Origin of the sequence: Qipengyuania mesophila, assembly GCF_019711655.1 — a bacterium.
Classification (GTDB): Bacteria; Pseudomonadota; Alphaproteobacteria; order Sphingomonadales; family Sphingomonadaceae; genus Qipengyuania; species Qipengyuania mesophila.
In genome coordinates this window covers 514,496-539,179 of sequence record NZ_JAIGNU010000002.1, presented here as the reverse complement: position 1 = coordinate 539,179, position 24,684 = coordinate 514,496, and the positions used below count along the sequence as shown (strand labels likewise).

Sequence of the window (24,684 nt, the reverse complement as noted above, 5' to 3'; positions counted from 1 at the left end):
CGTGTGATTCTCAATAATTGGCCTGCTATTGAGACCTATTCGCATTTGCAAGTTTTGCGTGAAAAAATCGCAGGCCTTGCTTCCGGTCTTGGCGGAGCTCGCTTAGGCAGCCACGGGACAGCAGGAGATTCGACCCATGAAAGCGACCATCTGGCACAATCCGAAATGCGGTACGTCGCGCAAGACGCTCGCGATCCTCGAAAACCTGTCGAAGGTCGAGGTCGAGGTGATCGAGTACCTCAAGGACCCGCCGAGCGCAGAGAAGCTGGCGCAGCTCTATCGCGACGCGGGCATCACGCCTAACCAGGGTCTGCGTCTGCGCGGAACGGATGCGGAAGAGCGCGGCCTGCCGGACGCGCCGGCCGATACCGTCTTGGCGGCGATGGCGGCCGATCCGATCCTGATCGAGCGTCCGCTGGTGGAAACCGACAAGGGCGTGCGCCTGTGCCGCCCGCAGGACAATGTGCTCGAAATTCTCTAGTTTGTTGCGTGCGGGACGGAACGGCCGAGCCGTCAGGCGAACAAACTAGCGCCGTTCGCGCGTGAGTTCGCTATCGGGCTGCAGCGCGACCCAGCCATAGGCGAAGACGGTCAGGCACAGGCCGACGATCAGGCCGAACCCGACCCATTCCGAGTGATTGTAGGACCACACGCCGAGCGCGGGGGCATAGATGTAGCTTGCCCCTGCGACCGAGGCGGTGATGCCCGACGCCTGTCCTTGCTCCTCGCGCGTGACCGCAAGCGATGTACCCGCCGTCGAGCCGGGGCGGAACAGCCCGAAGCCGAGCGAGGCGAGCGCGAAGGACAGGGCGATGAGGTGCAGGTCCTGCGCGACGCCGAGCAGCACCGTGCCCGCCGCTGCGGTGGCAATGCCGAGCAGCGTGGCGGCGCGCGGGCCGAGATCGAAGCGCGGGATTATCCCCCATTGGGCGAGCAGGGTGGCCAGTGCGCCCGCCATCAGCACTAGCCCGATCGGGCCGGTGCCCTCTGCCGGGGTCGCTCGCAGGCCGAGCCGGTCGAGCACGAGGAAGCCCGCTATGCCGAGCACCATGGCCTGCGCGTGTCCGCCGAGCAGGCCGCAGACGATCCACGGTCTCAGCCGCGGCTCGAACCAGCGCAGCTTGCGTGCGGAGGCCTGCGGCTCGACTTCCTGCGCCTCTCCGTCGCGGTCGGGATCGGGATCCGCATTGGTGGCATTGGCACCGCCGGCATAGGCCGCGGTGGTTCCGCGAGCGGGGAACTGCGGTTCGTCGTCGGGCAGCCGCAGCCGCAACAGGACCAGCGCGATCACGCCGATGGCCGAGAAGATCAGGAAGGGCCCGGTCAGCCCGATCACCGGGAGCACCATCAGCGGGGCGAGCGCGGGCCCGATGACCGTGCCGAGACCGAAGCTTGAGGCGATCAGCGAGAGTGCCTGCGTGCGCTGCGCCCGCGGCGTGCGGCTGGCGACATAGGCCTGCACCGCCGGCGGGGCGGCGCTGCCGAAGCCGCCGTAGAGGCTGCGCGCGGAGGCGAAGGCGAGCAGCGCCGCGGTCGCCCCGAGAATGCCGTTGAGGCCGAGCCACAGCATCGCGCCGCACAGCGTGAAGCTGACGATGAAGCCGACCAGGCCCAGCGCCATCATCGCCTTGCGGCCGCGCCGGTCGGAACGGTCGGCCCACAGCGGCGCGCAGATCACCCACAGCAGCGCCGACCAGCTGTAGGCCAGGCTGATCCACACGTCGGCCACACCCAGTTCGGTGCCGATCGAGGGCATCACCGATTGCATGGCGGTGTTTCCCGCTGCCGTGGTCAGCATCACCGTGAAGAGCAACGCCATGCGCCCGCGGGGAATGGCGGAGGAGGCCGCCGGCGCGGGCCGGGCGAGCGTGGAGGCGGGATCGGTTTCGGCCATAGCACGTCGGGTAAGCCGAGGTCGGGCGGCTTGCAATGGCGAAGACAGGCTGCCAGACCGCAGGCTTGTTGCCTGTGGTCGCAAGGAAGTCTCACTTGAATTCGGATCAAAGCGTTGGCGTAATCGAACGACCCAGCATGCGCCAGAAGGCTGCGCGTTTCTTCGGTCAGTGGGGCGTGTTTTTCCGCGGCTTCCTCGAGCATCCGCGCATGGTCGGATCGATCATTCCCTCATCGCGCTTCACCATCGAGAAGATGCTGGCGCCGGTCGACTGGGGGCGGTGCGAGGTCTTCGTCGAATACGGGCCGGGCGTCGGCACCTTCTGCCAGCCGGTGCTCGACCGGTTGCGCCGCGACGGCACGCTGATCGTGATCGACACCAATCCGCTCTACATCGACTATCTCCGCAAGCACTACCGCGACAGCCGCTTCCACGCGGTGCATGGTTCGGCGGCGGATGTGGTCGAAATCGTCAAGGCCCATGGTCATGACGGGGCGGACTACGTCCTCTCGGGCCTGCCCTTCTCGACGCTACCCGACGGGGTCGGTCCGGCGATCGCCAAGGCGACCCACGATGTGATCCGTCCCGGTGGCGCTTTCCTCGTCTACCAGTTCTCGGCCAAGGCGCGCGACTTCATGGCCAAGCACTTCCGCCGCATCGACCGGGGTTTCGAATTGTGGAACGTGCTTCCCTGCCAGCTCTTCTGGGGCTGGAAGGAAAGCGACGACTAGGCTTCGACCGCGCCGTCCGGCTCGCTCGCCAGGCGGTTGAGCTGCGTGTGCACCGCCGCGAGCACGCAGACCATGATCACGATCATCGTCGCATTGACGAAACCCGAGACGACGGCTTCGCCGAGCAGCGCCGCCTGTTCGCCGAACAGCGCGAAGCCGAGGCCGAAGACCAGCGAGAGAACCGCCGACAGGACGATGAAGGCAATCAGCAACAGCAGGTAGAAGGCGAACAGGCGCATGCTGTTGCCGCGCGTGAGCGACCACGAGCGCTGCAGGGCCCGGAGCGGGTTGAGTTCCCCTTCGATCGCGATCACCGGCGCGGCGAGCGAGAGCTTGGTGACGAGATAGCAGATGACGACGAAGGCGATCACCCCGCCGAGCGCCGCGAGCATCTGCAGGCCGGTGACCGCGCCGAACCCGACCAGCAGCATCGCCACGATCACGATCAGCGCCGATTGCATCAATTGTGCAGCGATATAGCTGGGCACCGATCGCGCCCCGGTGGTCAATGCCTCACCCACCGTGGGGTTGGCGCGCCGCCGGACCAGCGCCAGCATCGCCAGAAGTCCGGCGCCCTGGACCACGGCGAGGATCAGGAAGACCCACCAATATCCGACGTAGAGGTCGGTCACCGCAGCCATCATGACCTCGGGATTGCCGGTCGCCTGCGCATTCTGCAGCTGGCTCACTTCGGGCAGGGCAAGGGTGATCCCGGCATAGGGGAGGAAGAAGAACACGCCGGCGATCACCGCCAGCAGCCCGAAATTGCGCGACAGCAATCCGGTGGCATCCTTCCACGCAGTGTCGAGATCGAATTTCATGCGGGCCTCTCTCCTTTGCCCCTTGATAAGCGCTTCGCCAGTCGCCACGCAATCGCGCATGTCCACGCCTTCACCCGAAACCATCGAATGGCGCGCGGAGCCGGGGCAGGTCGGCTATCGCGACGCGCTGGATGCCATGACCGAGCGCAACCGTGCGATTGCCGAGGGGCAGGCGTCGGAGATGATCTGGCTGCTCGAACACCCGCCGGTCTATACCGCGGGGACCAGCGCCGACGGGGCCGAATTGCTCGACCCGCGCTTCGAGGTGGTCGAGGCGGGCCGCGGTGGACGCTATACCTATCACGGTCCCGGCCAGCGCGTCGGCTATGTCATGCTCGATCTCAAGCAACGCGGCCGTGACGTGCGCTGCTTCGTCCACTCGGTCGAGGGCTGGGTGATCGCGACGCTGGCCGAGATCGGCGTCGAAAGCTGGCGCAGCGAAGGGCGGATCGGCATCTGGACGCGCGATATCGATGGCCGCGAGGCCAAGATCGGCGCGATCGGCGTGCGCGTGCGGCGCTGGGTGACGATGCACGGCTTCTCGGTCAATCTGGCCCCCGATCTCTCGCATTTCACCGGCATCGTTCCCTGCGGGATCGAGGAGTTCGGCGTCACCAGCCTCCAGCGGCTCGGAATCGACCTTGCGCCCGCCGCCTTCGATGAGGCATTGCGGGCGCGCTTCGGCGATTTCCTCGAAGCGCTCGAAGGGAGGGCCTGCGCGCTGCCATGACGTTTCGAACTGCTGTCCTGTTAACCGCCGGCGCGGTGCTCCTGTCGGCCTGCGGCGACGATACACCTGCCGAAGAGACCGAGGCCGAGGCCGGGCGCAATGCCCAGGGCGAGGTGCTGGGGGGCACGATCAGCGACGACATGCTCCCGCTCGACCGGTTGCGTTCGCAGGCGCCTTCCATCCGCGAAGAGCCCGCATCGCAGGCTGCCACGCCTGCCGCGAGCGAGGGAGAGGCCGATGGCGCGGAAGGCGATGGTGAGGCGGCACCGGCGGAGACGGCGGAGCCCGCCGCAGAGGCCCCTGCCGAGGACTAATCCTCGCCGAGCAGGCGCTTGGCACGCAGCAGTTCGGTCGGCCCGACCCGGCGATCGCCCACCGTCACCATGCTCGCGCCGGGATTGGTGGCGAATGCCGAGACGACCTTCCTCGCCTCGCTCGTCTCGCTTTCGATCGGGGCGAAAGCGGCATTGATGCCCGCGACCTGCGAAGGGTGGATCGCGAACATGCCGGTAAAGCCGTCGGCCCTGGCCGCTTCGGCAATCCGCAGTCCGGCATCCTCGTCGCGGATCTCGCGAAACGGATATTCGATCGCCCCGAGCCCGCGGGCATGCGCGATGAGCAGCAGCTGTCCGCGCACCTGCGCGAGCGGGTCGCTCCAGCGCCCTCCGGGGCCGCGCAGCCGGCGCGAACCGATGGCATGGGCCAGCGCGACGGCATCCCAGGTCAGCGCACTGACCCGGGGGTGCAATTCGTCGACGAGGCGCCCCAGCGCGAGGGCGCAGGCCGGGGTCGAACCCAGCTGCGGCACGATCCGCGTGACATTGGCGGCCAGCCCCAATTGGTCTTCGATCTCGTAAAGCACCGAGGCGAGCTGGCGAATGTCTTCCGGACTGCGGCAGTGCGACAGCACGATGCCATGCGGTGACCCGTTCATTGCGGCTTCGAGGTCTTCGCGCCAATGCGGCGTATCGAGACCGGGAATGCGCGCCCAGCGCTCGAACCTGCGTTGCGCGAGCACCTGTTCGCGATGCGCGCGCAACCAATCAGCCGCATCGGTCCTTGCGGCGGCCTGCTGGGCAGGCGGCAAGGGGCGGGCAAGGTCGATGACTACGGCCTCGGCACCTGCCCCGGCCGCTGCACCGAGCGCCTTTTCGCTATCCGCCGGGATCAGGATCCACGAGCGCAAACCTGCCTCCAGTTTCTCGCCGCACGGCGAATCACCCAGCGGCAGCTTGCTCCAGCTCGGTTAGCATCGGGTAATCGACGTAACCCTCCGGCCCAGATCCATACCAGCTATGCGGAACATTGACATTAGGGGCGATTGCGGAGCCCAGCCGGAAGCGCGCGGGCAGGTCGGGGTTGGAGATGAAGTCGCGACCCCAGCTGATCGCATCGGCCCGGCCGGCGTCGATATCCGCCACCGCACCCTGGGGCGTGTAATCGCTGTTGAGCACCAGGGCGCCCGAATAGAGCTGGCGAATGAGCGGGCTCTGCTTGGGAACCTCGGTCGCGCCGAAAGTGCCCTCGGGACCCGGCTCGCGCAGCTCGAGGAAGGCAAGGCCGAGTTCCTCGACGACGCGGGTGGCGGCGCCGAAGGTCGCGGCAGGGTCGCTGTCGTCGCAGCCCTGCGTCTCGCCATTGGGCGAGAGGCGCACGCCGACGCGATCCGCACCCCAGACGTCGATCAGGGCGGTCAGGACTTCGCGCAGGAAACGCGTACGATTTTCGGGGCTGCCGCCATATTCGTCGTTGCGCAGATTGGTGCTGTCGCGCAGGAACTGGTCGACCAGATAGCCATTCGCGCCGTGCAGTTGGACCCCGTCGAAGCCGGCCTTCTTCGCGTTTTCGGCGGCGTGGCGGTAATCCTCGACGATGCGCTCGATATCCTCGGTGGTCGCCTCGCGCGCCTGTTCGTAGTCCTTGCGACCCTCGAACGTGTGCGCATGCCCGGGGGCGGTCGTCGCACTCGCCGAGACAGGCGAATTGCCGCCGAGGAACAGCGGGTGGACCAGGCGTCCCATGTGCCACAGCTGGAGGACGATGAGGCCGCCTTCCTCGTGTACCGCATCAGTCACCAGCTTCCAGCCTTCGACCTGTTCATCGCTCCAGATGCCGGGGGCGGCGGGCCAGCCAAGGCCTTCGACACTGATCCCGGTTGCTTCCGAGATGATCAGGCCCGCACTGGCACGCTGGCGATAGTAGGTTGCCATCATCTCGTTGGGGACCGAACCGGGCTGGGTCGAGCGACCGCGCGTGAGCGGAGCCATGAAGATGCGGTTCTTCGCCTCGAGGGCACCCATGGTCAGCGGCTGGAACAGACTATCGTGCATGCTGGACAAATCCTTTTTGCTGGCGCGACTTGGTCATTGAGCTAGGGGCGGGTCATGGACCGCGCAACCGCCCCGCCGGACAAGAATGGCTTTCAGGCCGGAGCGTGGCACTTCGCCGCGCTCATCGCCGGCAATGTCGCACTGGCGCTGGGGCCATGGCTCGTCCGCCTGGCCGATACCGGCCCCGTCTCGGCAGCCTTCTGGCGCCTGCTGCTGCCGTTGCCGCTGCTCGCGCTGCTGGCCTGGCGGGGGCGATCGCCGGGGCCGTTCAATCGCAAGCTCGCGCTGCTGTGCATGCTCGCCGGCGCATTTTTCGCCTTCGATCTCGCCAGCTGGCATATCGGAATCGAGCGTACCCGTCTCGCCAACGCGACTCTGTTCGGCAATGCGGGGAGCGTGATCCTGATGGTCTGGGGCCTGATCGCCGCGCGCCGTGCTCCGCTGAGCACCGAAGCGGCCGGCGTGGCCGCTGCGCTAGCGGGCGCGGCCATCCTCCTCGGGCGCAGCCTGGAGATTTCGAGCACGAGCTTTGTCGGCGACCTGTTCTGCCTTGCGGCCGGATTATTCTATGCCTTCTACCTGCTGCCGGCGCAGCGCGCGCGGGCGGTGCTGGGGCCATGGGCGGTGCTGCTCCTGGTCAGCATCGCCGCCACTCCGCTGCTGCTCGGCATGGCGCTCGCGGTGGGCGAGCCGGTGTTGCCGGGTGCCGCGGGCTGGACGCCGGTGCTCGTCCTGGCGCTCAGCAGCCAGATCGTCGGGCAGGGCCTGCTGGTCTACTCGCTGCGGCACTTCCCGCCGCTGATCATCGGCATGGCGCTGCTCACCCAGCCTGCCATCGCGGCGCTGGTGGGCTGGCTCGTCTTCGGCGAACTGCTCGTGCCGCTCGATATAATCGGAATGGCGCTCGTCGGTGCGGCATTGGTCCTCGCGCGGGTACCGGGCAAGGTCGGCCGGGTTCGCTGACGCGCTACCAGAAGGTCCGGTTGAATTCGGTCAGGTGGGTCTCGAAGCGCTCTAAATCGGGACCGACCAGAGTGAGGCGCGCTTGCTCGGCGAGCTTTTCGGCCTGTTCCTTGAGCAGCGCCTGTCGCTTCTCGTCGCGTATCGGCATCGCCGCATTGGCGAGCGTATCGAGCATCACTTCGGCCGCGATCGGCGAGGCGGCGACCGCGCTGCGCATGGCGCCGAATCCCCGGCTGACGTAATGGTCGAAATCGTCGGGGAGGGGAATGACCGGGCAACCCTCCCCATCCTGCCCGCAAATCTCCTTGCGCAGATCGCGGCGTCCGATCTCGGCCGTCGCCGCGCCGAGCCAGTGGAGCGCGTTGATCGCGGTGAATGGGTCGTTGATGCCGGGCGACAGGGCGCGCAGGCCGATTTCCACCAATTCGTCGATCAGGAACTGCGGATCCTGCTCGGGGGTGCGTGTCGAGCCGAGTGTGAAACAGTCGCGTACGCGGCCCTCGATGTCCTCGGGATTGCACCCCTCGACATCCATGAAGGGCATGTCGCGATGGACGAAGTCCCCGGTGCGCACGCGGAGCGAGAAGGTGCCGCCGCATTTGCGTGCGATCCGCGCGAGGTCGTCGAAATCGATCAGCTGCACATAGCCCGTATCCCATGCGGTGAGCGCCTCGCCCCCCTTGGGCTGGAGCGCGTCGCGGAATTGATCCTCGACCGGATAGGTCTCGCGGATCGCGTCGAATAGGCGTTCGCCGATTCCCTCGAGCACCTTGTTGATGCGGATGCTCGAGGGAATGTGGTTGAGGAAGAAGACGAGCACCGCCACGCACAGCCCCATCAGAGCATAGGCGACGAGCAGCGAGAGTTGCGGGGTAAAGCCCGGCAAGGCCGTGGCCGCCGCATCGGCTGCCGCCGCAGGCGTCTCGTCCTCGGCACGGACGGCGCGCAGAACGATCAGCGCATAGACGAAGCTGCCGATGAAGGTCGCCAGGCTCAGCTGGTTGCCGCGATCCTCCATGAAATTGGTCAACAGGCGCGGGCCATAATTGCCGCTGGCGTAGGCGACGGCGGCGATGGTGATCGAGAACACGGTCGAGGCGACCCCGATCATGCTGCCCGCCATCACGGTGAGCATGTTCGCGGCCCCCTGCGGTCGGGCGGGGACGATCCAGTCGACCTCGTTGAGGAACTCGGCAAATCCGGCACGGTCGATCCAGACCATGACGAAGGCCAGGACGCCCCCGATGATCGAAAACAGCGCCGGATAGAACCAGTAATTCGCGTTAAGCCGCGCCCAGAAAAAGCGTATGTCGGCGGTCAAGCACCCATCCCCTGCCAATTTCGGTCAGGGGATGAACGCGTGAGCCGCATTTGCGTGCCTTACTCCGCCCCGCTGCCGATCTCGCGATTGAGATAGGCGAGCAGCAGCGCGGCCCGCTTGGCATCTTCCTCGTGATCGGCGCCGACCGAATGACCGCCCTCGCGGTATTCGTGGTAGTAGAAGGTCTGGCCGTATGCCTCGTGCTTGGCGGCGGCCTTGCGCGCATGGCCGGGATGCACGCGATCGTCGAGCGTCGAGAGATAATAGAAGGCTGCGGGGACGCCGGGCTCGTCGCTCATGTTCTGATAGGGTGACCATTCCTTCATGAAGGCCCAGTCTTCGGGTACGTCGGGATTGCCGTATTCGGCCATCCACGAGGCACCGGCCAGCAGCTTGTTGTAGCGCCGCATGTCGATCAGCGGGCTGCCCGATATGATCGCGCCGTAGAGGTCGGGGCGCTGGTTGGCGACCGCGCCGACCAGCACGCCGCCGTTCGAGCGGCCCGAGGCGGCAATGCGGCCGGGCCTGGTGAGGCGATTGGCGACGAGATCGTCGGCCACGGCATGGAAATCGTCGAAGCTGTTCTGGCGCTTCTCGCGCAGCGCGTCCTCGTGCCAGCGCGGGCCGTACTCGCCCCCGCCGCGGATGTTGGCGAGGACATAGGCGTTGCCGCTTTCGACCCAGAACAGGGCCAGCGGGCCGCTACGATAAGGCTCGGCGGTGAGATACTTGGGCGTCTGCGCCGCGCGGAAGCCGCCATAGGCGTGGATCAGCGTGGGGAGCGGACCTTCGACGCCCTTGGGACGGACGAGGTAATAGGGGACCTTGGTACCGTCCTTCGAGGTGGCGAATTTCTGCTCGACGGTGAACCTCGACGCATCGAACTGCGCCGGTTCGCTGGCGATGGCCACCGGCGCGCCCTCGCTCGGCACCGCGTAGAGCGTCGGCGGGGTGAGCATGCTTTCCACCGTGATGAAGGCGGTGTCGCCCTTGCCGGTGGTTTCCGCAATCTGGATCGTGCTGTTGTCGGGCAGGTCCATTTCGCGCGTGAACCAGCCCGGTTCGCCCGGCGAAACCTCGATCAGTTTGCCCGAGACATCGTCGAGCACCTTGACCCACAGCCGGTGTTCAGATGCGGCGACTTCTTCGACGGCTTGGGTCTCGCTGGGCTCGAACACGATCAGGGGCTTGGGCGTTTCGCCCGCGGCAATATCCTCCAGCGGCCACGCGACCAGCATGCCCGGCTGCGCCTCTCGATTGCGCGCTGCGAGCGGCGAATTGAGCTTGGCAATGACATGCCCGTCGAGCACGGCCTCGAATTCGGCATCTTCGGGCAGCGGCAGCGCAACCGTCGTGCCGTCGTCCTTCACCAGCTGGAATTCGTTGGTCCAGAAGCTCGGGCTGCGATTGATAAAGCGCCAGCGCTTGTCGCCATCGAGCACGGAGAAGCCCGAAACGCTGATATCGGCCTGTTCGCCCTCGGCGACCTGACGGGCGCTCGCGAAGTCGGTCCCGCGCTGCCACAGCTTGACGAGCCGCGGATAGCCGGAATCGGTGAGCGATCCCTCGCCCTCGTCGGTGCCGACGAACAGCGTGTCCTGATCGTACCAGGCGACGTTCGACTTGGCCTCGGGCAGGGTGAAGCCGCCCTCGACGAATTGGCCGCTAGTGATATCGAACTCGCGCACCACGTCGGCATCGGTGCCGCCGGCGCTGATCGAGACGAGACAGCGCGTGTAATCGGGCGCGAGGCAGTTCGCGCCGTGCCACACCCAGCTCTTGCCTTCGTCGCGGCCGAGCTGGTCGACATCGATCAACACGCGCCACTCGGGCGTGCCCGCCATGTAACTGTCGAGGCTGGCGATGCGCCAAAGGCCGCGCGGATTATCCGCGTCGCGCCACAGGTTTGTAACCTGGTCGCCCATGATTGCATCGGGCATGGCAATCTGGCGCGTGTCGTCGAGGATCTGCTTCGCCCAGGCCCGGGCCACGGGATATTCGGGCTGGACCGTCAGCACCGCCTCGGTATCGGCATTCCACTGGTCCACCTTGGCCAACGCGCGTTCGCCCTGGATTTCCTCGAGCCAGATATAGGGATCGTCCGCGTCGGTATCCTGCGCCGCGAGCGGGGCAGCGGTGAGTGCGAGCGCGGCGGCCAGCGCCAGACGTGCGACCATGGTATTCTCTCCCTGTTGTTCTCTCAAACCTTGCCCAGATCGCCCTTGCCGATCGTGCCGCTGGCCATCTCGAGCATGCGGTCGAGGCTCTGCTTGGCCTTCAGCCGCAGCCCTTCCTCGATCTCGATGCGCGGTTCGAGATCGCGCAGGCAGGCGTACATCTTCTCCATCGTATTGAGCGCCATGTAGGGGCAGATGTTGCAGCTGCAGTTGCCGTCGGCGCCGGGGGCACCGATGAAGGTCTTCTCGGGCAGCGCCTTTTCCATCTGATGGATGATGTGCGGCTCGGTCGCCACGATCAGCGTGTCGCCCTCGAAGGTCTGCGCGAACTGGAGGATGCCGCTGGTCGAACCGACGTAATCGGCATGGTCGACGATGGTGGGCGGACATTCCGGATGCGCGGCGATCGGCGCATCGGGGTGCTGCGCCTTGAGCTTGAGCAGCTCGGTCTCGCTGAAGGCCTCGTGGACGATGCACACGCCCGGCCACAGCAGCATCTCGCGGCCGAACTTGCGGCTCATGTAGCCGCCAAGGTGCCGGTCAGGGCCGAAGATGATCTTCTGGTCCTCGGGGATCTGGCTGATGATCGTCTCGGCGGACGAGCTCGTCACGATGATATCGCTGAGCGCCTTCACCTCGGTCGAGCAGTTGATGTAGGTCAGCGCGATATGGTCGGGATGCGCTTCGCGAAAAGCCTTGAATTTTTCGGGCGGGCAGCTGTCCTCGAGGCTGCAGCCGGCATCCATGTCGGGCAGCACGACGATCTTCTCAGGGGACAGGATCTTGGCGGTATCGGCCATGAACTTGACCCCGCAGAAGACGATGACGTCTGCATCGGTTTCGGCCGCCTTGCGCGAGAGCTCGAGGCTGTCGCCGACGAAGTCGGCAATGTCCTGGATGTCGGCGGTCTGGTAGTAATGCGCGAGGATGATCGCGTTCTTCTCCTTGCGGAGGCGATCGATCTCGGAGAGCAAGTCCTGTCCGGCAGGCAGCTTGGTTTCGGCAGTCATCGGTGATCCCGTTCTCTGGCGTTTGGGCGCTTATAGACAGAACGGGCCCGATGGCGAGTGCGTTCCGGACAAGTCCGGTTGTGCGGCGATCACATGGAAAAGCCCGGCGGCAGGAAGGCCTGCATCGGGCGTTCCGCACCCGGCGTCCCAGCGATGACCCAATCGGTGAAGGCATAGCCGAGCGGCGAATAAGCCACCGCCATGGAGGCGACGAACACCGCGGCATAGATGCCGAGACCCCACCAGTAGGCTGGATGCACGCGCCCCCGGCTGCGCTTGTCGGCCACCATGCCTATGACCGGGAAGATCATCGTCGCGGCCACGGTGATCGTCCACGAATTGGGGATCATCAGCGGCAGCGGGAGCAGGCGCCCCAGCCCGGGGCCGGTAAGGATCGCCATTGCGCACAGCATCAGCCGGCGATGCCAGCCGGTATGGCGCTGCCGCCTGAGGGCCCACCAGGCGAGCCCGCCGAAACACAGCAGCAGCGCGAGGTTGCTGACGAGGAATTCGTTCACGTCGAAGAAGAACGGACCGCCGGTGCGCCGGGCGACGGTGATCATGATCATGCAGCCCGCGAGGACCATCAGTGGGACCCACAGATAAGCGAGCCGACCGACTTGCCGGTGCAAGCCCCAGTTGCCCTTCGCCGCGGTCACGTGCTGGGCAAGGTAGAGGCCGATCCACGACATGAAGATCACGGCGTGGACGTGGTAGGGAAGGGGTACGGCGAAGCTCGACCGGCCCATCGCCAGGTTCAGTGAAAAGCCTGCGACGATCGTCGCCGCCATGGTCAGCGCCATGATCAGGAAAAAGCGGCGCTCCGCAACATCCGTAACGGGGCGCGGACCGCCCCCAGCAATCGTAGCCATGAGTTCCCTCCACAATGCGCGACCCGCATTGTCCGGTGTATTGCATGTCTAATACTGCGATCCAAAGGCGGAGGAAAGTACCGTTTAGCGGTCTGGAATCTGCTCTCCGTCGAAACGCACCTCTACCCTGACATCGCCATAGCCTGCAACCTGCATCGGGATCGCAAGATTCTGCCGCACGGCCTCCTTCGCGGCTTGGCGGGCGAGCGCCAGCACTTCGGGGTTCTTGGCGAATTCGGCCGCCTTGCGCTCTGCCTGCTGCGAATTGTTGCGGGCCAGGTCGGCACTGGCATCGCGGCTGACATAGGTCCCTTCGGTGAAGGTCTTCTGCGCCGCTTCGTCGAGATTCGGGCGCGAGATGCGCAACGTCGGGAGTTCGACCGAGAGCGTTTCGGTTTCGGGATTCCACTCGAACCGGTCGCGATCCATGCTCGACAGATCGAGCCGGTATTCGACGGTGGCCGGGATGATCGCGGCCTGGCGGCTTTCGAGCAGGTCGAGATTGAGCACGCCGCGCCGGTCGACGCTCTCGGCGACCACCTCGAAGCGCGACGAGAAGACTGTCAGCGAATTCTGCTTCTCGAAGGCGAGCATGGCGCTGCCCACCGGATCGCCTTCTTCCTCGTAGAAGAAAGCCCGCCATCCCAGCCATGCGACTGCGGCGAGGAGGACGATGACGATCAACCACGGGAGTGCCTGGACGCGGGCGAGCGGCTGGTCGCGTTGCAGCTCGGGCTGGACAGTGGGTTCGCGGGTTTTCAGATCGTCTGCCATATATCGCCCGAACGGGCGACGAGCCCACGGCGTTCCAGATCGATGAGATGCGCGGTGACCGACATCTCCGCCGCCTTGTGGAGCTTGGGATCGAGCCCCTTGTACATCTTCGGCACAAAATCTGCCGATGTGTGCGGGCCCTCGCCGAGGTGGCGAACGATCTGGCTCTCGCGCTGGCGGCGGTGTCCGATCATCCCGCGCACCAGCTGGCGCGGCTTGTCCACCGCTTCGCCATGAGCGGGATAATAGACCCGGTCCTCGCGCGCATAGAGCTTCTCGAGGCTCTGCATGTAATCGCCCATGTCGCCATCGGGTGGGATAACGACGCTGGTGGACCAGCCCATGATGTGATCGCCGGTGAACAATGCACCGCTTTCTTCCAGCGCGAAGCACAAATGATTGGATACGTGTCCCGGAGTGGCAACGGCGGTGAGCGTCCAGCCCGGGCCGGTCATCGCCTCGCCGTTTTCCATGACGCGGTCGGGTTCGTATGTCCGGTCGAAGGCCGCATCGGCGCGTGGGCCGCTGTCGTCGAGCACCAGCGGGGCGCAGCCGACGATTGGCGCGCCGGTGCGTGCGGCGAGCGTCTTCGCTGCGGGGGAATGGTCGCGGTGGGTATGCGTGCACATGATCGCGCAGACATGCTCCTCGCCGATTGCCGCATCCAGCGCCAACAGGTGCACCGGATCGTCCGGTCCGGGATCGATCACCGCGCAGCCATCGCCCAAACCGACGATGTAGCTCTGCGTACCGGTATAGGTGTAGGGCGAGGGGTTGGGAGCGAGCACGCGCCGCACCAGCGGCTCGAGCTGCATCGCCTGCCCGGTGGGCCAAGGTTTGGGAGGAGGTCCTGCCATGCTCTTGCATATGGGGACAAGGCTGCGCCATGTCACGTCCCGCCATCTGCAAGGGAGAGAGCATGGCCGACCGTATCCTCGTCCTCGATGCCGGAACCACGTCGACCCGGGCGATGATCTTCGCGCCCGATGGGACGCTGGAGGGTGTCGCGCAGGCCGAACTGACGCAGCATTATCCCAAGCCCGGCTGGGTCGAGCACGATGCGGGCGAAATCTGGGAGAAGACGCTGTCCTGCGCTCGCGAAGTCGTGGGCGAGGCACCCGAGCGGATTGCCGCGATCGGCATCACCAACCAGCGCGAGACGGTGGTCGCATGGGACCGCGAGACTGGCGAACCGCTGGCGCGCGCGATCGTCTGGCAGGACCGCCGCACGGCCGAATTCTGCGCTGGCATGAAGGATTATGGTCACGAAGCGGAAGTCCAGCGGCGCACCGGCCTGCTGCTCGATCCCTATTTCTCGGGCACCAAGATGCGCTGGATGCTCGACCATGACGAAGTGGTGCGCCGCGCGGCCGGGAAGGGCACGCTGGCCTTCGGGACGGTCGAAAGCTGGCTGGTCTACAAGCTCTCGATCGGGGCGCATCTCACCGATGCGAGCAATGCCAGCCGCACGCTCTTGCTGGCGCTCGACGGGGCGCAGTTCGACGAGGAGCTGTGCGAACTCTTCGGCGTGCCGCGCGCCGCTTTGCCCGAAGTGGTCGACACGCATGGCCGGCTGGCCGAATGTCAAACAGATTGTCTCGGCGCGGCCATCCCGATTTGCGGCCTTGCGGGCGACCAGCAATCGGCCACGATTGGGCAGGGCTGCCTGACTTTCGGCGAGACCAAGGCGACCTATGGTACCGGCGCCTTCGTGCTGACGAACAAGGGGCAGGAGATTCCGCGATCGGACAATCGCCTGCTCGGCACCGTGCTCTATCAGCAGGCGGGGCAGAGGACCTATGCGATCGAGGGGGCCTGTTTCGTTGCCGGCAGCCTGGTCCAGTATCTGCGCGACCAGCTCGGCCTGATCGGCAGCGCGTCGGAGACCGAGGCGCTGGCGCGTTCGATCGAGGATAGCGGCGAGGTCGTGATCGTTCCGGCGCTCGCGGGTCTAGGAGCACCGCATTGGGCACCCGAAGCGCGCGGGGTCATTTCGGGCCTCAGTTTCGCCAGCGGCCGGGCGCAGATCGCGCGCGCCGCGCTCGAGGCGATGGCGCACCAGACGCACGATCTTGCGAGCGCCTTCGCCGCCGATGGCGCCCCATGGTCGCGGCTGCGGATCGACGGCGGCATGAGTGCCAACGACTGGATGGCGCAGGACCTCGCGGATATCCTCGATCTCGAAGTCGAACGACCCGATTTCGTCGAGACCACTGCGCTCGGGGCGGCCATGCTTGCGGCCGTGGGCTGCGGCATGCACGCAAGCCTCGAGGTCGCCGCTCAGGCAATGCGCGGCGGGACACGGTGCTTTGCTCCGCAGATGGCGGATGCGGTTCGGAGCGCTCGACTTTCGCGTTACGCGAAGGCGCTTGCTGCCGCCTGATCAGCCGACGGCAAAGGCCTCGGCGAGGCGCCCGTGCAGCGCGGCCACGGGCGGAGCCGCGATCCGATCGATCCGCCAGTCGCGATCGAGCCGGGCAACGCGTGCATGCAGTCGCTCGCTTTCCTCGATCAGGGCGCAGGTCGCCGGCTCGAGCCGCGCGAGATTGTCAGCGTCGCTCGCCCGTTCCTCGGGCAGCGCGCCGCACCGCGCGATCTGCTGTTCGGTCAGTTCGCCGGCGAGATAAGCGCGCTGGTTGAGCAGCCAGGCCAGAACATGCATCAGCCGCGTCGTCGTGCGCAGGCCTTCGATGGAGAGGGCCACGCGCGTCATATCGTCCGGATTTGCGCTCCGCTCGGTGAACCGCAGGTCGAAGGCAGCGCGCGCGTCGTCGGCGAGGACGAGCGCTTCGGTGTAGAGGTCCTCGATGACTTCTTCGTTGAGATCGCGAGCAGGCATGGGAATGCCGTACGCATCGTCGCGACGGGCGGCCAGCAGATTTACCACGCCCGTCCCGCAGTGAAACGCCAGGCAGCGAGACAATAGGGATTCAGGCGATAATGTCGGGCAGCAGCAGGTCCTCGATCGCGGCGATGCGATCCTTCAGCGCCAGCTTGCGCTTCTTCAGTCGGGCCATCTGCAACTGGTCGACGAAGCCGCGCTCCGCGCCGGCATCTCCCAGCGCCGCGATCGCCACGTCGAGATCGCGGTGTTCGCTGCGCAGCAGTGCCAGTCTCTTGCGCAATTCCTGTTCGTTCACGCCGCCAATTCCCGATTGTCGCCCGTCGCGACCGACCTGCCGCATGCCCCCAACTCGGCGCTTTGTAAATTATCAATCCTGTGGTTTGATACTTGGTCTGCGGCTCGTTCCGCGCTTGTGCACGAGTCGCTCCTGAGGTCGTACAACCGTAAAGGAGACTACTCCGATGCAATCATCCCATGTCGATGCGCTCAAAGCCAAGCATGCCGGTCTCGAAGCCCGCCTGCACCAGGAACAGACGAGGCCGGCGCCCGACATCGCGATGATCCAGCAGATCAAAAAGCAGAAGCTCCGGATCAAGGAAGAGCTCGCTTCCTGCTGATTGCGGAAACTGCGGAGCGGGGCCCCGTGTCCCGCTTCCGCATTTCGACTTATTTGCTATAGGCTTCGGCCATGTCAGCCGCAGCCTCCGCCCGCCAGATCCTCACCCGCCTGCACGAGGTCATGGCTGGGCGCACCCATGCCCAGCACAAGCTCGACCGCGTGGTCGAGATCATAGCCGAAAGCCTGACGAGCGAAGTCTGCTCGATCTACCTGCTGCGCGAAGGCGCGCTCGAGCTCTACGCGACGCGCGGCCTCAATCCCGAAGCGGTCCACGTCACCCGGCTGGCCGTCGGCGAGGGCCTCACGGGAACCATCGCCAACAACATCGAGACGCTGAACCTGGCCGAGGCCAAGGCGCATCCCGACTTCGCCTATCGCCCGGAAACGGGCGAGGAAAAGTTCCACTCCTTTGCCGGCGTGCCGATCGTCTATCGCGAGCGCGCGGTGGGCGTGCTGTGCGTCCAGCACGTTGAACCGCGCCGCTATGAGGATGTCGAGATCGAGGCGCTGCAGACCACCGCCATGGTCCTGTCCGAGCTGATCGCGCATAAGGAACTGGTCGACGACGAAGGGGCGATCGATCTCGATATCGCGCATATCGAGAACGACGTGCTCGAAGGTTTGACCCTGGTAAAAGGCCTCGCGGCCGGGCAGGCGGTGTTCCACCAGCCGCGGATCGAGATCGACCAGGTCGTGGCCGAGGATATCGAGGCCGAACGCCAGCGGGTCTATCGCGCCTTCGACAAGATGCGCGACCAGATCGATGCGATGGCCAAGGAACCCGAATTCGGGAAGGGCGGCGAACATGTCGAGGTCCTCGAGACCTACAAGATGTTCGCCTATGACGAAGGTTGGAGCCGCCGGATCAACGAGGCGATCGACAGCGGGCTGACCGCCGAGGCTGCGATCGAGCGGGTTCAGCAGCGCACGCGCATGCGCATGCGCGAGATTGACGATCCGCTGCTGGCCGACCGGATGCACGATCTCGAGGACCTGTCCAACCGCCTCTTGCGGATCGTCTCGGGCCAGCTCGGGACCGCCGCGACACAGGGCCTCAGGCGCGACACGATCCTCTTCGCGCGCAATCTCGGACCGGCAGAACTGCTCGAATACGATCGCCGCCGCCTGAAAGGTGTCGTGCTCGAGGAAGGCTCGCTGACCGCGCATGTGGTGATCGTCGCGCGCGCCATGGGTGTGCCCGTGCTCGGCCGCGTCACCGGGATCCGTACGCGCGTGGCCGAAGGCGACGAAGTCATCCTCGATGCCGACAAGGGCACCGTTACCCTGCGCCCCAACCAGCAGGTGCTCGACGCCTTCGAGACGCGCTTCGCCCGCACGCGCGAGAAGCAGGCGGCCTATGCCGAATTGCGCGACGTCGAGCCTTTCACCCGCGACGGTACGCGCATCACCGTGATGATGAATGCCGGCCTGCGCGACGACATCAGCGCGCTGGCAATGAGCGGCGCCGACGGGGTCGGACTGTTCCGTACCGAATTCCAGTTCCTCGTCTCGTCGACCCTGCCACAGCGCGACCGGCAGATGCGCCTCTATCGCGATGTGCTCGATGCCGCGGGCGACAAGCCGGTGGTGTTCCGCACCGTTGATATCGGCGGCGACAAGGCGGTGCCCTATCTCGATAATGCCGTGGCCGAACGCGACGAGAATCCGGCAATGGGCTGGCGCGCCCTTCGGCTCTCGCTCGAACGCGAGGGCTTGCTCAAGGCGCAGGCGCGGGCGCTGCTCGAAGCGGCGGCGGGGCGCGCTCTGTCGGTCATGTTCCCGATGGTCAGCGAGCCGTGGGAATTCGATGCGGGCAGGCGGGTGTTCGAGGACCAGCTCGCCTTCCTGCGTGAACGGCGCAAGCTGCTCCCCGAAACGATCGAATACGGCTGCATGCTCGAGGTGCCCGCACTCGCCGAGGTGCTCGACGTGCTGGCCCCGAAGCTCTCCTTCATCTCGGTCGGCACGAACGATCTGACGCAATTCCTCTTCGCCGCCGACCGCGCCAACCCCAAGCTGGCCGCGCGCTATGACTGGCTGAGCCCGGCGATCCTGCGCTTTCTGGCGCGGGTGTCGCAAACGCTGGTCGGCCACAATGTCAGGCTCGGCGTATGCGGCGAGATGGGCGGGCGGCGGCTCGAGGCGCTGGCGCTGCTCGGTATCGGCTATCGCCGGCTCTCGATCACGCCTGCGGCAGTCGGTCCGATCAAGGAGCTGGTCCGCAAGGTCGATCTCGTCGAACTGACCGAGCAGATGTCGCGCTGGCTGGCTGCGCCGCCACCCGACATGCGCAGTGCCCTGCAGAATTGGGCGAGCGAGCACGACATCGACCTTGACTGATTTCGTCGCGAAACCGCCTCTTCTCGTCGGTAGTCGGCAGCTGTGCTATGATGGATGCTTGACAGGCGTGCCGCGGGTTCGCTTTTCCTGCGTCAAGACCAAAGGCGGGAAAACCGCGGGATCGCATTATTCGGGGACCGCATGAGCGACGACGAATCCATTGAACAAGAACCGGCGGTCGAAGCCGGCGGTGTCGGCGCGCGGCTGAAGCGTGCGCGCGAAGCAGCAGGACTGGAGCTGGCGCAGGTTGCCGCCGAAACCCGGATTCCGCAGCGACATCTCCTGACGATCGAAAACGGCGCACTCGCCGATCTTCCGGCACGAACCTATGCTGTGGGCTTTTCGCGCACCTATGCCCGCTTGGTCGGGCTCGACGAGCGGGAGATCGTCGATCAGGTTCGCATCGAACTGGCCGAAGGCGAGGATCGCGGCGCTGCTCCGACCCGGTTCGAACCCGGTGACCCGGCGCGTGTCCCGGGTCGCGGTCTGGCCTGGTTCGCGCTGTTCGCGGCCGTCCTGCTCGTTGGCGGGATCTACGCCTTCTACCGCAGCTATTTCGCGCCGGGCCTCGGGCCAGCGCCGCTGCAGGATCCCGCTACGCAGGTCGCATCGCGACCGCAGCAGCCGAGCGCGCCGGCAAGCGAGGCCGCGACACCGGCCGCCTCAGGTCCGGTGGTCTTCACCAGCGAAATGGACGGCACCTGGGTCAAGTTCTACGATGCCGCGGGTGAGCGGCTCTACGAAGCGCAAATGAACAAGGGCGACAGCTATACAATTCCTGCCGACGCCGACGGACCCCAGGTCTGGACGGGCCGGCCCTATGCTCTGGCGATAACCGTCGGGGGCCGTCCGGTGCCCAAGCTCTCGGAAGACGACGAGGTGATCAAGGACGTGCCGGTCACCGCCGCCGCCTTGCTCGCGCGAGCCCCAAGGTCCGCCGCTGCCGACGAGCCGCCTGCCAGCGGGGGCTGAACCCTCCTCCCTCCCGAAAGGGGATAAGCCCGCTTCATGACCTCGACAGATTCGCGGGGCTAGGGCACTTTCGCAACCTACGGATATCCCACGAGGAGCCTACCGATGATGTTCGGATCGTTCGCCCGCAACCTGTCCCTGATGGGAGCCGGCGTCGCTCTCCTGGCCGGCGCAACGCCGGCCTTGCCGCAGGACGGCAATGACGAAGCGCGCCTGCGCCGCCTCGAAGCCGAGGTCCACGCCCTGCAGCGCAAGGTGTTTCCGGGCGGTGACGGGCGTTTCTTCGAACCCGAGATCAGCGCCCAGCCCACGGTGCGTTCGACCGTGGCGAACCCCTCGACGAGCGCGGTGACCGATATTCTCGCGCGGCTCGACGCGCTCGAAGCGCAGTTGCAGCGCCAGACCGCGCTCAACGAAGAGAACGGCAACACCATCCGCCTGCTGACCCAGCGGATCGAGGCGCTCGAAGGAGCGAAGAGTGCCAGCGCGATAGTCGAAGCCGCGCCTAAGCCTGCATCGGGGACGAATGCCGGCGCTTCGCGCTCGGTATCGACGACCAAGCCTGCCGGCCCGACTGCCGAACGGCTCGCCGCAGTGCAGGCGATCGCCAAACCGCAAACCGACGATCCGGCCGATGACGAATATTCCTACGGTTTCCGTCTGTGGGATGCGGGCTTCTATCCCGAAGCGCAGCAGCAGCTCACGCTGTTCGTCGAGAAGAACCCGAAGCACTGGCGCACGACCTATGGGCGCAACCTGCTGGGACGCGCCTATCTCGACGATGGCAAGGCCAAGGAAGCCGCGCCGTGGTTCCTGAAGAATTATCAGGAAGACAAGACCGGTGCGCGCGCAGGCGACAGCCTGTTCTACCTCGCTCAGGCGATGATCGCGATGAACGACACGCGCCGCGCCTGCATCGCGCTGGCCGAATTTTCCGAAACCTATCCCGCGCTGGCTACCGGGCGGCTGCAGAGCGAGTACGATGCCGTGCGTGGCAAGGTGAAGTGCGATTGACGCTTTCGTAGACGAAGCGATCCTCGCGCGGTTCGAAGCCGGTTTCCGCGCGCAAAGACCCATCGGCAAATTGGGTCTCGCCGTCTCGGGGGGCGCGGACAGCATGGCGCTGCTGGCTCTGGCGCACGATCTGATGGACGACATGATCGAGGTGGCAACGGTCGATCATGGCCTGCGGCCCGAAGCGGCAGAGGAATGCGCGCTGGTCGAGCGCGTGTGCCGGGCGCGCGGCATCACGTGCAGCATTCTCACAGTGCATGTCGCGGAGGGCAATGTGCAGGATCGTGCTCGTGCCGCCCGCTATGCCGCGCTTGGCGAGTGGGCAGCGGAGAGGAAGCTGGCGGCGATCGCCACCGCACACCACGCCGACGATCAGGCCGAGACGCTGCTCATGCGCCTGAACCGCGGAAGCGGCCTAGCAGGCCTCGCCGGAATTCGCTCCTACACGATCATGGAAGGGTGTCCGGTACCGATCATCCGGCCACTGCTCGGTTTTAGAAAGGCTGAGCTGCGGCAAATCGTAGCGAACCTCGACCTACCTTTCGTCGAGGATCCGAGCAATCGCGATGCGAGTTTCGACCGGGTCCGGATCCGCCGTGAGCTCGAACGGGCCGACTGGATCGACCCGCTCGCGCTGGCGCAATCGGCCGCGCATCTCGAGGAAGCGGACAACACCTTACAGTCGATCGCAGATCAATTGTGGGATTCGAAGGCCTCGCTCGGCGACGGGCGCATCACGGTGCCGGTGACGAACTGGCAAGATACCTCGGCCAGGCTTCTGACGCGCGCGATCGAAGCGCTGGGTAGCAGCGTTACGCACGGCGATATCATCGGTTTTCTCAAGACGTTCAGCAAACGCGGAAATATCGCCGGCGTGCTGATCGAGCAGATGGAGGATGTCTACGTCTGCACGCCCGAACCGCCGCGCCGCAGCGGCTGAGGGTGATGTCAGATGATGCTGTCGCCTAGGCCGATCCGCTGACCGTCGGTGATCACCACCTTGTCGCCCTTCTTGGCGATGGCGAAGAGGCGGCTGGCGATCTCGTCGGGCACGCCGATACAGCCGTGGCTGGCATAGCCGTTCTCGACCAAATGCCCGCCATGGATAGCCACCCCGTCGTTGGTTAGAAACAGGCTCCAAGGCATCGGCGCATCGCCGTATTTCTCCGAAACATTGTGCCGGTCCTTCCACAGGATCGGGAAGACGCCGAGTGGAGTCGGGTGCTCGTCTGTACCGAGCATCACCGCCGCCGCGCCGATCTCGAAGCCGCCCCGGAAGATCGAAATGACGCGTGCATCGAGATCGACCGTCACGAGCAGCGGACCGTCGGGCACACCTTCGTCGTCCCAGTGCCATTCGCCATATTTGATCGGGCCATCGATCGGCAGGATCCGGCGGACGGTGTAAAGCCGCTCCGCATCGGCGGCGGCCTTTGCGGCAATCGCGCCATGCGCGAAGACGGGCTTGGAAGCCGCTTGCGTCGAAGCCACAGGCGCTTGGACCTGCTCGTCATCGGCAGTTGCGCGGCCGCCCAGAGCGACGCCAGCGAGCACCAGGCCAACTGCCACGGTTCCCCCACCGATCCACTTCAGAATCACATCCATTGCGGGACTATGCCCACGAAGGGATGAATTTTCCAGCAACGCGCGGTTGGCGTCCCGCGCGGGCACAAACGACCCGCGAACTGGTTAATCCGCCAGTGTCGCGGCTTCGCGTGCGAGGCGTTCCACCTGGCGCTCGTCGACGGGGCCGCGCGGTGCGACCCAACTGCCGCCCACGCACAGCACGGGATCGAAGGCGAGCCATTCGGCGGCATTGGTCAGCGATATCCCGCCGGTGGGGCAAAAGCGGCACTGCCCGAACGGCGCCGCGAGCGCCTTGAGCGCGGGCAGCCCGCCTGCCGCCATGGCCGGGAAGAACTTGAAATGCGTCAGGCCGAGATCGAGCCCGCGCATGATGTCGCCGGCATTGGCAATCCCGGGGAGGAAAGGAACTCCGGCAGCGTTCGCGGCCTTGCCGAGCGGTTCGGTGAGGCCCGGCGAAACGATGAACCGGCTTCCCGCATCGATCGCTTCGGAAAGCTCCTGGCCGTTGGTTACCGTGCCGGCTCCGACGATCGCGCCCTCGACCGTGCTCATCGCACGGATCGCATCGAGCGCGACGGGGGTACGCAGCGTGACTTCGAGTACGGGAAGTCCGCCCGCGACCAGCGCGCGCGCCAGCGGCACGGCATGCTCCAGCTCGTCAACCACGATCACCGGAATGACCGGTGCGGTCTGCATGATGTCGGCGATGGTCATGCGTGTTCCCTGACAAATGCTGCAGCGGCTCCGAACAGGCCCGGCTGCGGATGGGTGATGAGCTTGACCGGGATCGACGCCATCAGCTCCTGGAAGCGACCCTTGGCCTTGAACCGCTCGGCAAAGCCAGACTTCACCAGCGTGTCGCGGATGCGATAGCCGAGCCCTCCTGCGATGACGACGCCGCCGAAGCCGCCCTGAGCGAGTGCGATATCGCCAGCGACGCTGCCCAGCGACAGGCAGAACCGGTCGACGGCCGCTGCGGCTAGGCTGTCGCTGCCGTCCTGGCCCCGTTTCCAGATCGCTATGTCGTCTTCCTCGGCGACCGGCTTGCCCTCCATCGCGGCGAGTGTCTGGTAGATGTCGGAAATGGCCGGACCGGCCACGACGCGTTCGACCGAGACGCGAGTATGCCGCTTGCGCAACCGGGCGAGGATCGCGTCGTCGATCTGGTCGAGAGGCGCGAAGTCGATATGGCCGCCCTCGGTTGCCGAGACGCGGTAGGTTCCATCGGGCTCGCGGTAGAGATGGGCAACACCCAGCCCGGTCCCTGGGCCGAGAACGCTGAGGCGCCCTGTCGGGGCGAGCGGCTTGTCGGGGCCGGTCAAGTGGATGAACTGATCGTCGCCGACGCGCGCCACCGCATGCGCGACCGCCTCGAAATCGTTGACGATACAATAGTCTTCGACGCCGAGCTTTTCGCGGACGAGTGCGGGGCGGATGATCCACGGGTTGTTGGTGAAGCGGATCACCTCGCCGCCCACGGGCCCGGCGATGGCCATCGCCACGCGCGGGGGCAGGGTGCCGCCCATCCGCTCGCGGAAATCCTCCCACGCGGTCTGGAAGCTGGCGTGGTCTTCGGTGTGGAGCGTCTCCGGCTCCCCGAGGGTGATCGAGCCGTCATCGGCCACCGTGGCGATCGCGAAGCGGGCGTGCGTGCCGCCGATATCGACGCTGACGAGTTCCATGG

26 protein-coding genes are annotated in these 24,684 nt (G+C 66.0%); 11 read left to right on the top strand and 15 right to left on the bottom strand.

Annotation, left to right across the window (positions count from 1 at the left end):
• The first annotated feature begins 136 nt into the window (after window positions 1-136).
• Complete coding sequence (locus K3181_RS12290) at window positions 137-481, top strand: arsenate reductase family protein (protein WP_221603382.1); 345 nt, start codon at window positions 137-139, stop codon at window positions 479-481.
• 45 nt (window positions 482-526) lie between these two features.
• On the opposite strand, the gene K3181_RS12285 is transcribed toward K3181_RS12290, so the two are convergent.
• Window positions 527-1,894, bottom strand: a complete 1,368-nt coding sequence (locus K3181_RS12285; protein WP_221603381.1) for an MFS transporter — start codon at window positions 1,892-1,894, stop codon at window positions 527-529.
• Window positions 1,895-2,031: 137 nt separating this feature from the next.
• Here K3181_RS12285 and K3181_RS12280 point away from each other — a divergent pair, with 137 nt between their 5' ends.
• Window positions 2,032-2,625 (top strand): class I SAM-dependent methyltransferase, encoded by a 594-nt coding sequence (locus K3181_RS12280; protein ID WP_221603521.1) that lies wholly within the window; start codon window positions 2,032-2,034, stop codon window positions 2,623-2,625.
• Here K3181_RS12280 and K3181_RS12275 read toward each other — a convergent pair.
• Window positions 2,622-3,446 (bottom strand): glycerophosphoryl diester phosphodiesterase membrane domain-containing protein, encoded by an 825-nt coding sequence (locus K3181_RS12275; RefSeq protein ID WP_221603380.1) that lies wholly within the window; start codon window positions 3,444-3,446, stop codon window positions 2,622-2,624. The two genes, K3181_RS12280 and K3181_RS12275, sit on opposite strands and share 4 nt — an antisense overlap.
• A 58-nt stretch (window positions 3,447-3,504) precedes the next feature.
• Here K3181_RS12275 and lipB point away from each other — a divergent pair, with 58 nt between their 5' ends.
• Window positions 3,505-4,176, top strand: coding sequence for a lipoyl(octanoyl) transferase LipB (gene lipB / locus K3181_RS12270; protein WP_221603379.1), 672 nt, complete (start codon window positions 3,505-3,507; stop codon window positions 4,174-4,176).
• Complete coding sequence (locus K3181_RS12265) at window positions 4,173-4,490, top strand: hypothetical protein (protein WP_221603378.1); 318 nt, start codon at window positions 4,173-4,175, stop codon at window positions 4,488-4,490. Before lipB ends, K3181_RS12265 begins: the two co-directional genes overlap by 4 nt.
• Here K3181_RS12265 and K3181_RS12260 read toward each other — a convergent pair.
• A complete protein-coding gene (locus K3181_RS12260; RefSeq protein WP_221603377.1) occupies window positions 4,487-5,362 on the bottom strand; it encodes an HpcH/HpaI aldolase/citrate lyase family protein in 876 nt (291 codons plus the stop codon). The two genes, K3181_RS12265 and K3181_RS12260, sit on opposite strands and share 4 nt — an antisense overlap.
• Before the next feature lie 31 nt (window positions 5,363-5,393).
• On the bottom strand, window positions 5,394-6,506 hold the full coding sequence (locus tag K3181_RS12255; RefSeq protein WP_221603376.1) for an alkene reductase: 1,113 nt from the start codon (window positions 6,504-6,506) through the stop codon (window positions 5,394-5,396).
• Between the two features lie 54 nt (window positions 6,507-6,560).
• Between K3181_RS12255 and K3181_RS12250 the strand changes: the two genes are divergently transcribed.
• On the top strand, window positions 6,561-7,469 hold the full coding sequence (locus K3181_RS12250; RefSeq protein ID WP_221603375.1) for a DMT family transporter: 909 nt from the start codon (window positions 6,561-6,563) through the stop codon (window positions 7,467-7,469).
• 4 nt (window positions 7,470-7,473) lie between these two features.
• Here K3181_RS12250 and K3181_RS12245 read toward each other — a convergent pair whose 3' ends face one another.
• From K3181_RS12245 to K3181_RS12220, 6 genes are all read right to left on the bottom strand, one after another.
• Window positions 7,474-8,790, bottom strand: a complete 1,317-nt coding sequence (locus tag K3181_RS12245) for a DUF2254 domain-containing protein (protein ID WP_221603374.1) — start codon at window positions 8,788-8,790, stop codon at window positions 7,474-7,476.
• A 59-nt stretch (window positions 8,791-8,849) separates the two neighbouring features.
• Window positions 8,850-10,967: a prolyl oligopeptidase family serine peptidase gene (locus K3181_RS12240; RefSeq protein ID WP_221603373.1), complete on the bottom strand. Its 2,118-nt coding sequence runs from the start codon at window positions 10,965-10,967 to the stop codon at window positions 8,850-8,852.
• A 23-nt stretch (window positions 10,968-10,990) separates the two neighbouring features.
• Entirely contained in the window at window positions 10,991-11,977 is a 987-nt protein-coding gene (nadA, locus tag K3181_RS12235; protein ID WP_221603372.1) for a quinolinate synthase NadA, read from the bottom strand.
• A gap of 89 nt (window positions 11,978-12,066) precedes the next feature.
• The gene (locus tag K3181_RS12230; protein WP_221603371.1) at window positions 12,067-12,849 is read right to left on the bottom strand and encodes a hypothetical protein; all 783 of its coding nucleotides are present in this window, start codon (window positions 12,847-12,849) and stop codon (window positions 12,067-12,069) included.
• A gap of 84 nt (window positions 12,850-12,933) precedes the next feature.
• Window positions 12,934-13,623 carry a DUF4230 domain-containing protein gene (locus K3181_RS12225; RefSeq protein WP_221603370.1) on the bottom strand — a complete coding sequence of 230 codons (690 nt, stop codon included), beginning with the start codon at window positions 13,621-13,623 and terminating at the stop codon, window positions 12,934-12,936.
• On the bottom strand, window positions 13,608-14,480 hold the full coding sequence (locus K3181_RS12220) for an MBL fold metallo-hydrolase (RefSeq protein WP_221603369.1): 873 nt from the start codon (window positions 14,478-14,480) through the stop codon (window positions 13,608-13,610). Before K3181_RS12220 ends, K3181_RS12225 begins: the two co-directional genes overlap by 16 nt.
• Before the next feature lie 62 nt (window positions 14,481-14,542).
• Here K3181_RS12220 and K3181_RS12215 point away from each other — a divergent pair, with 62 nt between their 5' ends.
• Window positions 14,543-16,006 carry a glycerol kinase gene (locus K3181_RS12215; protein ID WP_221603368.1) on the top strand — a complete coding sequence of 488 codons (1,464 nt, stop codon included), beginning with the start codon at window positions 14,543-14,545 and terminating at the stop codon, window positions 16,004-16,006.
• Here K3181_RS12215 and K3181_RS12210 read toward each other — a convergent pair whose 3' ends face one another.
• Together K3181_RS12210 and K3181_RS12205 are read right to left on the bottom strand one after the other, a co-directional pair.
• Window positions 16,007-16,510, bottom strand: a complete 504-nt coding sequence (locus K3181_RS12210; RefSeq protein ID WP_345725497.1) for a DUF1465 family protein — start codon at window positions 16,508-16,510, stop codon at window positions 16,007-16,009.
• A 43-nt stretch (window positions 16,511-16,553) separates the two neighbouring features.
• Window positions 16,554-16,763 (bottom strand): YdcH family protein, encoded by a 210-nt coding sequence (locus tag K3181_RS12205; protein WP_221603519.1) that lies wholly within the window; start codon window positions 16,761-16,763, stop codon window positions 16,554-16,556.
• 166 nt (window positions 16,764-16,929) lie between these two features.
• On the opposite strand from K3181_RS12205, the gene K3181_RS12200 reads away from it, so the two are divergent.
• The 5 genes from K3181_RS12200 (at window position 16,930) to tilS (ending at window position 22,353) form a co-directional block, all read left to right on the top strand.
• Window positions 16,930-17,085: a YdcH family protein gene (locus K3181_RS12200; RefSeq protein WP_221603367.1), complete on the top strand. Its 156-nt coding sequence runs from the start codon at window positions 16,930-16,932 to the stop codon at window positions 17,083-17,085.
• A 71-nt stretch (window positions 17,086-17,156) separates the two neighbouring features.
• On the top strand, window positions 17,157-19,427 hold the full coding sequence (gene ptsP, locus K3181_RS12195; RefSeq protein ID WP_221603366.1) for a phosphoenolpyruvate--protein phosphotransferase: 2,271 nt from the start codon (window positions 17,157-17,159) through the stop codon (window positions 19,425-19,427).
• Between the two features lie 141 nt (window positions 19,428-19,568).
• Window positions 19,569-20,399, top strand: coding sequence for a helix-turn-helix domain-containing protein (locus K3181_RS12190; RefSeq protein ID WP_221603365.1), 831 nt, complete (start codon window positions 19,569-19,571; stop codon window positions 20,397-20,399).
• 108 nt (window positions 20,400-20,507) lie between these two features.
• On the top strand, window positions 20,508-21,413 hold the full coding sequence (locus tag K3181_RS12185; protein ID WP_425594552.1) for a tetratricopeptide repeat protein: 906 nt from the start codon (window positions 20,508-20,510) through the stop codon (window positions 21,411-21,413).
• A 70-nt stretch (window positions 21,414-21,483) separates the two neighbouring features.
• Complete coding sequence (gene tilS / locus K3181_RS12180) at window positions 21,484-22,353, top strand: tRNA lysidine(34) synthetase TilS (RefSeq protein ID WP_282099806.1); 870 nt, start codon at window positions 21,484-21,486, stop codon at window positions 22,351-22,353.
• 8 nt (window positions 22,354-22,361) lie between these two features.
• Here the strand turns inward: tilS and K3181_RS12175 are convergent, their stop codons facing one another.
• The 3 genes from K3181_RS12175 to glk all read right to left on the bottom strand — a co-directional run bounded on the left by K3181_RS12175 (window position 22,362) and on the right by glk (window position 24,682).
• Window positions 22,362-23,018: a L,D-transpeptidase family protein gene (locus K3181_RS12175; RefSeq protein ID WP_221603363.1), complete on the bottom strand. Its 657-nt coding sequence runs from the start codon at window positions 23,016-23,018 to the stop codon at window positions 22,362-22,364.
• A gap of 84 nt (window positions 23,019-23,102) precedes the next feature.
• Window positions 23,103-23,714 (bottom strand): bifunctional 4-hydroxy-2-oxoglutarate aldolase/2-dehydro-3-deoxy-phosphogluconate aldolase, encoded by a 612-nt coding sequence (eda, locus tag K3181_RS12170; RefSeq protein ID WP_221603362.1) that lies wholly within the window; start codon window positions 23,712-23,714, stop codon window positions 23,103-23,105.
• Window positions 23,711-24,682 carry a glucokinase gene (gene glk / locus K3181_RS12165; RefSeq protein WP_221603517.1) on the bottom strand — a complete coding sequence of 324 codons (972 nt, stop codon included), beginning with the start codon at window positions 24,680-24,682 and terminating at the stop codon, window positions 23,711-23,713. Before glk ends, eda begins: the two co-directional genes overlap by 4 nt.
• Window positions 24,683-24,684: the final 2 nt, after the last annotated feature.

Bases quoted from the DNA above. Each gene is read 5' to 3' on its own strand.
- K3181_RS12290 (WP_221603382.1), top strand. From the start codon at position 137: ATGAAAGCGACCATCTGGCACAATCCGAAATGCGGTACGTCGCGCAAG.
- K3181_RS12285 (WP_221603381.1), bottom strand. From the start codon at position 1,894: ATGGCCGAAACCGATCCCGCCTCCACGCTCGCCCGGCCCGCGCCGGCG.
- K3181_RS12280 (WP_221603521.1), top strand. From the start codon at position 2,032: ATGCGCCAGAAGGCTGCGCGTTTCTTCGGTCAGTGGGGCGTGTTTTTC.
- K3181_RS12275 (WP_221603380.1), bottom strand. From the start codon at position 3,446: ATGAAATTCGATCTCGACACTGCGTGGAAGGATGCCACCGGATTGCTG.
- lipB (WP_221603379.1), top strand. From the start codon at position 3,505: ATGTCCACGCCTTCACCCGAAACCATCGAATGGCGCGCGGAGCCGGGG.
- K3181_RS12265 (WP_221603378.1), top strand. From the start codon at position 4,173: ATGACGTTTCGAACTGCTGTCCTGTTAACCGCCGGCGCGGTGCTCCTG.
- K3181_RS12255 (WP_221603376.1), bottom strand. From the start codon at position 6,506: ATGCACGATAGTCTGTTCCAGCCGCTGACCATGGGTGCCCTCGAGGCG.
- K3181_RS12250 (WP_221603375.1), top strand. From the start codon at position 6,561: ATGGACCGCGCAACCGCCCCGCCGGACAAGAATGGCTTTCAGGCCGGA.
- K3181_RS12240 (WP_221603373.1), bottom strand. From the start codon at position 10,967: ATGGTCGCACGTCTGGCGCTGGCCGCCGCGCTCGCACTCACCGCTGCC.
- nadA (WP_221603372.1), bottom strand. From the start codon at position 11,977: ATGACTGCCGAAACCAAGCTGCCTGCCGGACAGGACTTGCTCTCCGAG.
- K3181_RS12230 (WP_221603371.1), bottom strand. From the start codon at position 12,849: ATGGCTACGATTGCTGGGGGCGGTCCGCGCCCCGTTACGGATGTTGCG.
- K3181_RS12225 (WP_221603370.1), bottom strand. From the start codon at position 13,623: ATGGCAGACGATCTGAAAACCCGCGAACCCACTGTCCAGCCCGAGCTG.
- K3181_RS12220 (WP_221603369.1), bottom strand. From the start codon at position 14,480: ATGGCAGGACCTCCTCCCAAACCTTGGCCCACCGGGCAGGCGATGCAG.
- K3181_RS12215 (WP_221603368.1), top strand. From the start codon at position 14,543: ATGGCCGACCGTATCCTCGTCCTCGATGCCGGAACCACGTCGACCCGG.
- K3181_RS12200 (WP_221603367.1), top strand. From the start codon at position 16,930: ATGCAATCATCCCATGTCGATGCGCTCAAAGCCAAGCATGCCGGTCTC.
- ptsP (WP_221603366.1), top strand. From the start codon at position 17,157: ATGTCAGCCGCAGCCTCCGCCCGCCAGATCCTCACCCGCCTGCACGAG.
- K3181_RS12190 (WP_221603365.1), top strand. From the start codon at position 19,569: ATGAGCGACGACGAATCCATTGAACAAGAACCGGCGGTCGAAGCCGGC.
- K3181_RS12185 (WP_425594552.1), top strand. From the start codon at position 20,508: ATGTTCGGATCGTTCGCCCGCAACCTGTCCCTGATGGGAGCCGGCGTC.
- K3181_RS12175 (WP_221603363.1), bottom strand. From the start codon at position 23,018: ATGGATGTGATTCTGAAGTGGATCGGTGGGGGAACCGTGGCAGTTGGC.
- eda (WP_221603362.1), bottom strand. From the start codon at position 23,714: ATGACCATCGCCGACATCATGCAGACCGCACCGGTCATTCCGGTGATC.
- glk (WP_221603517.1), bottom strand. From the start codon at position 24,682: ATGGAACTCGTCAGCGTCGATATCGGCGGCACGCACGCCCGCTTCGCG.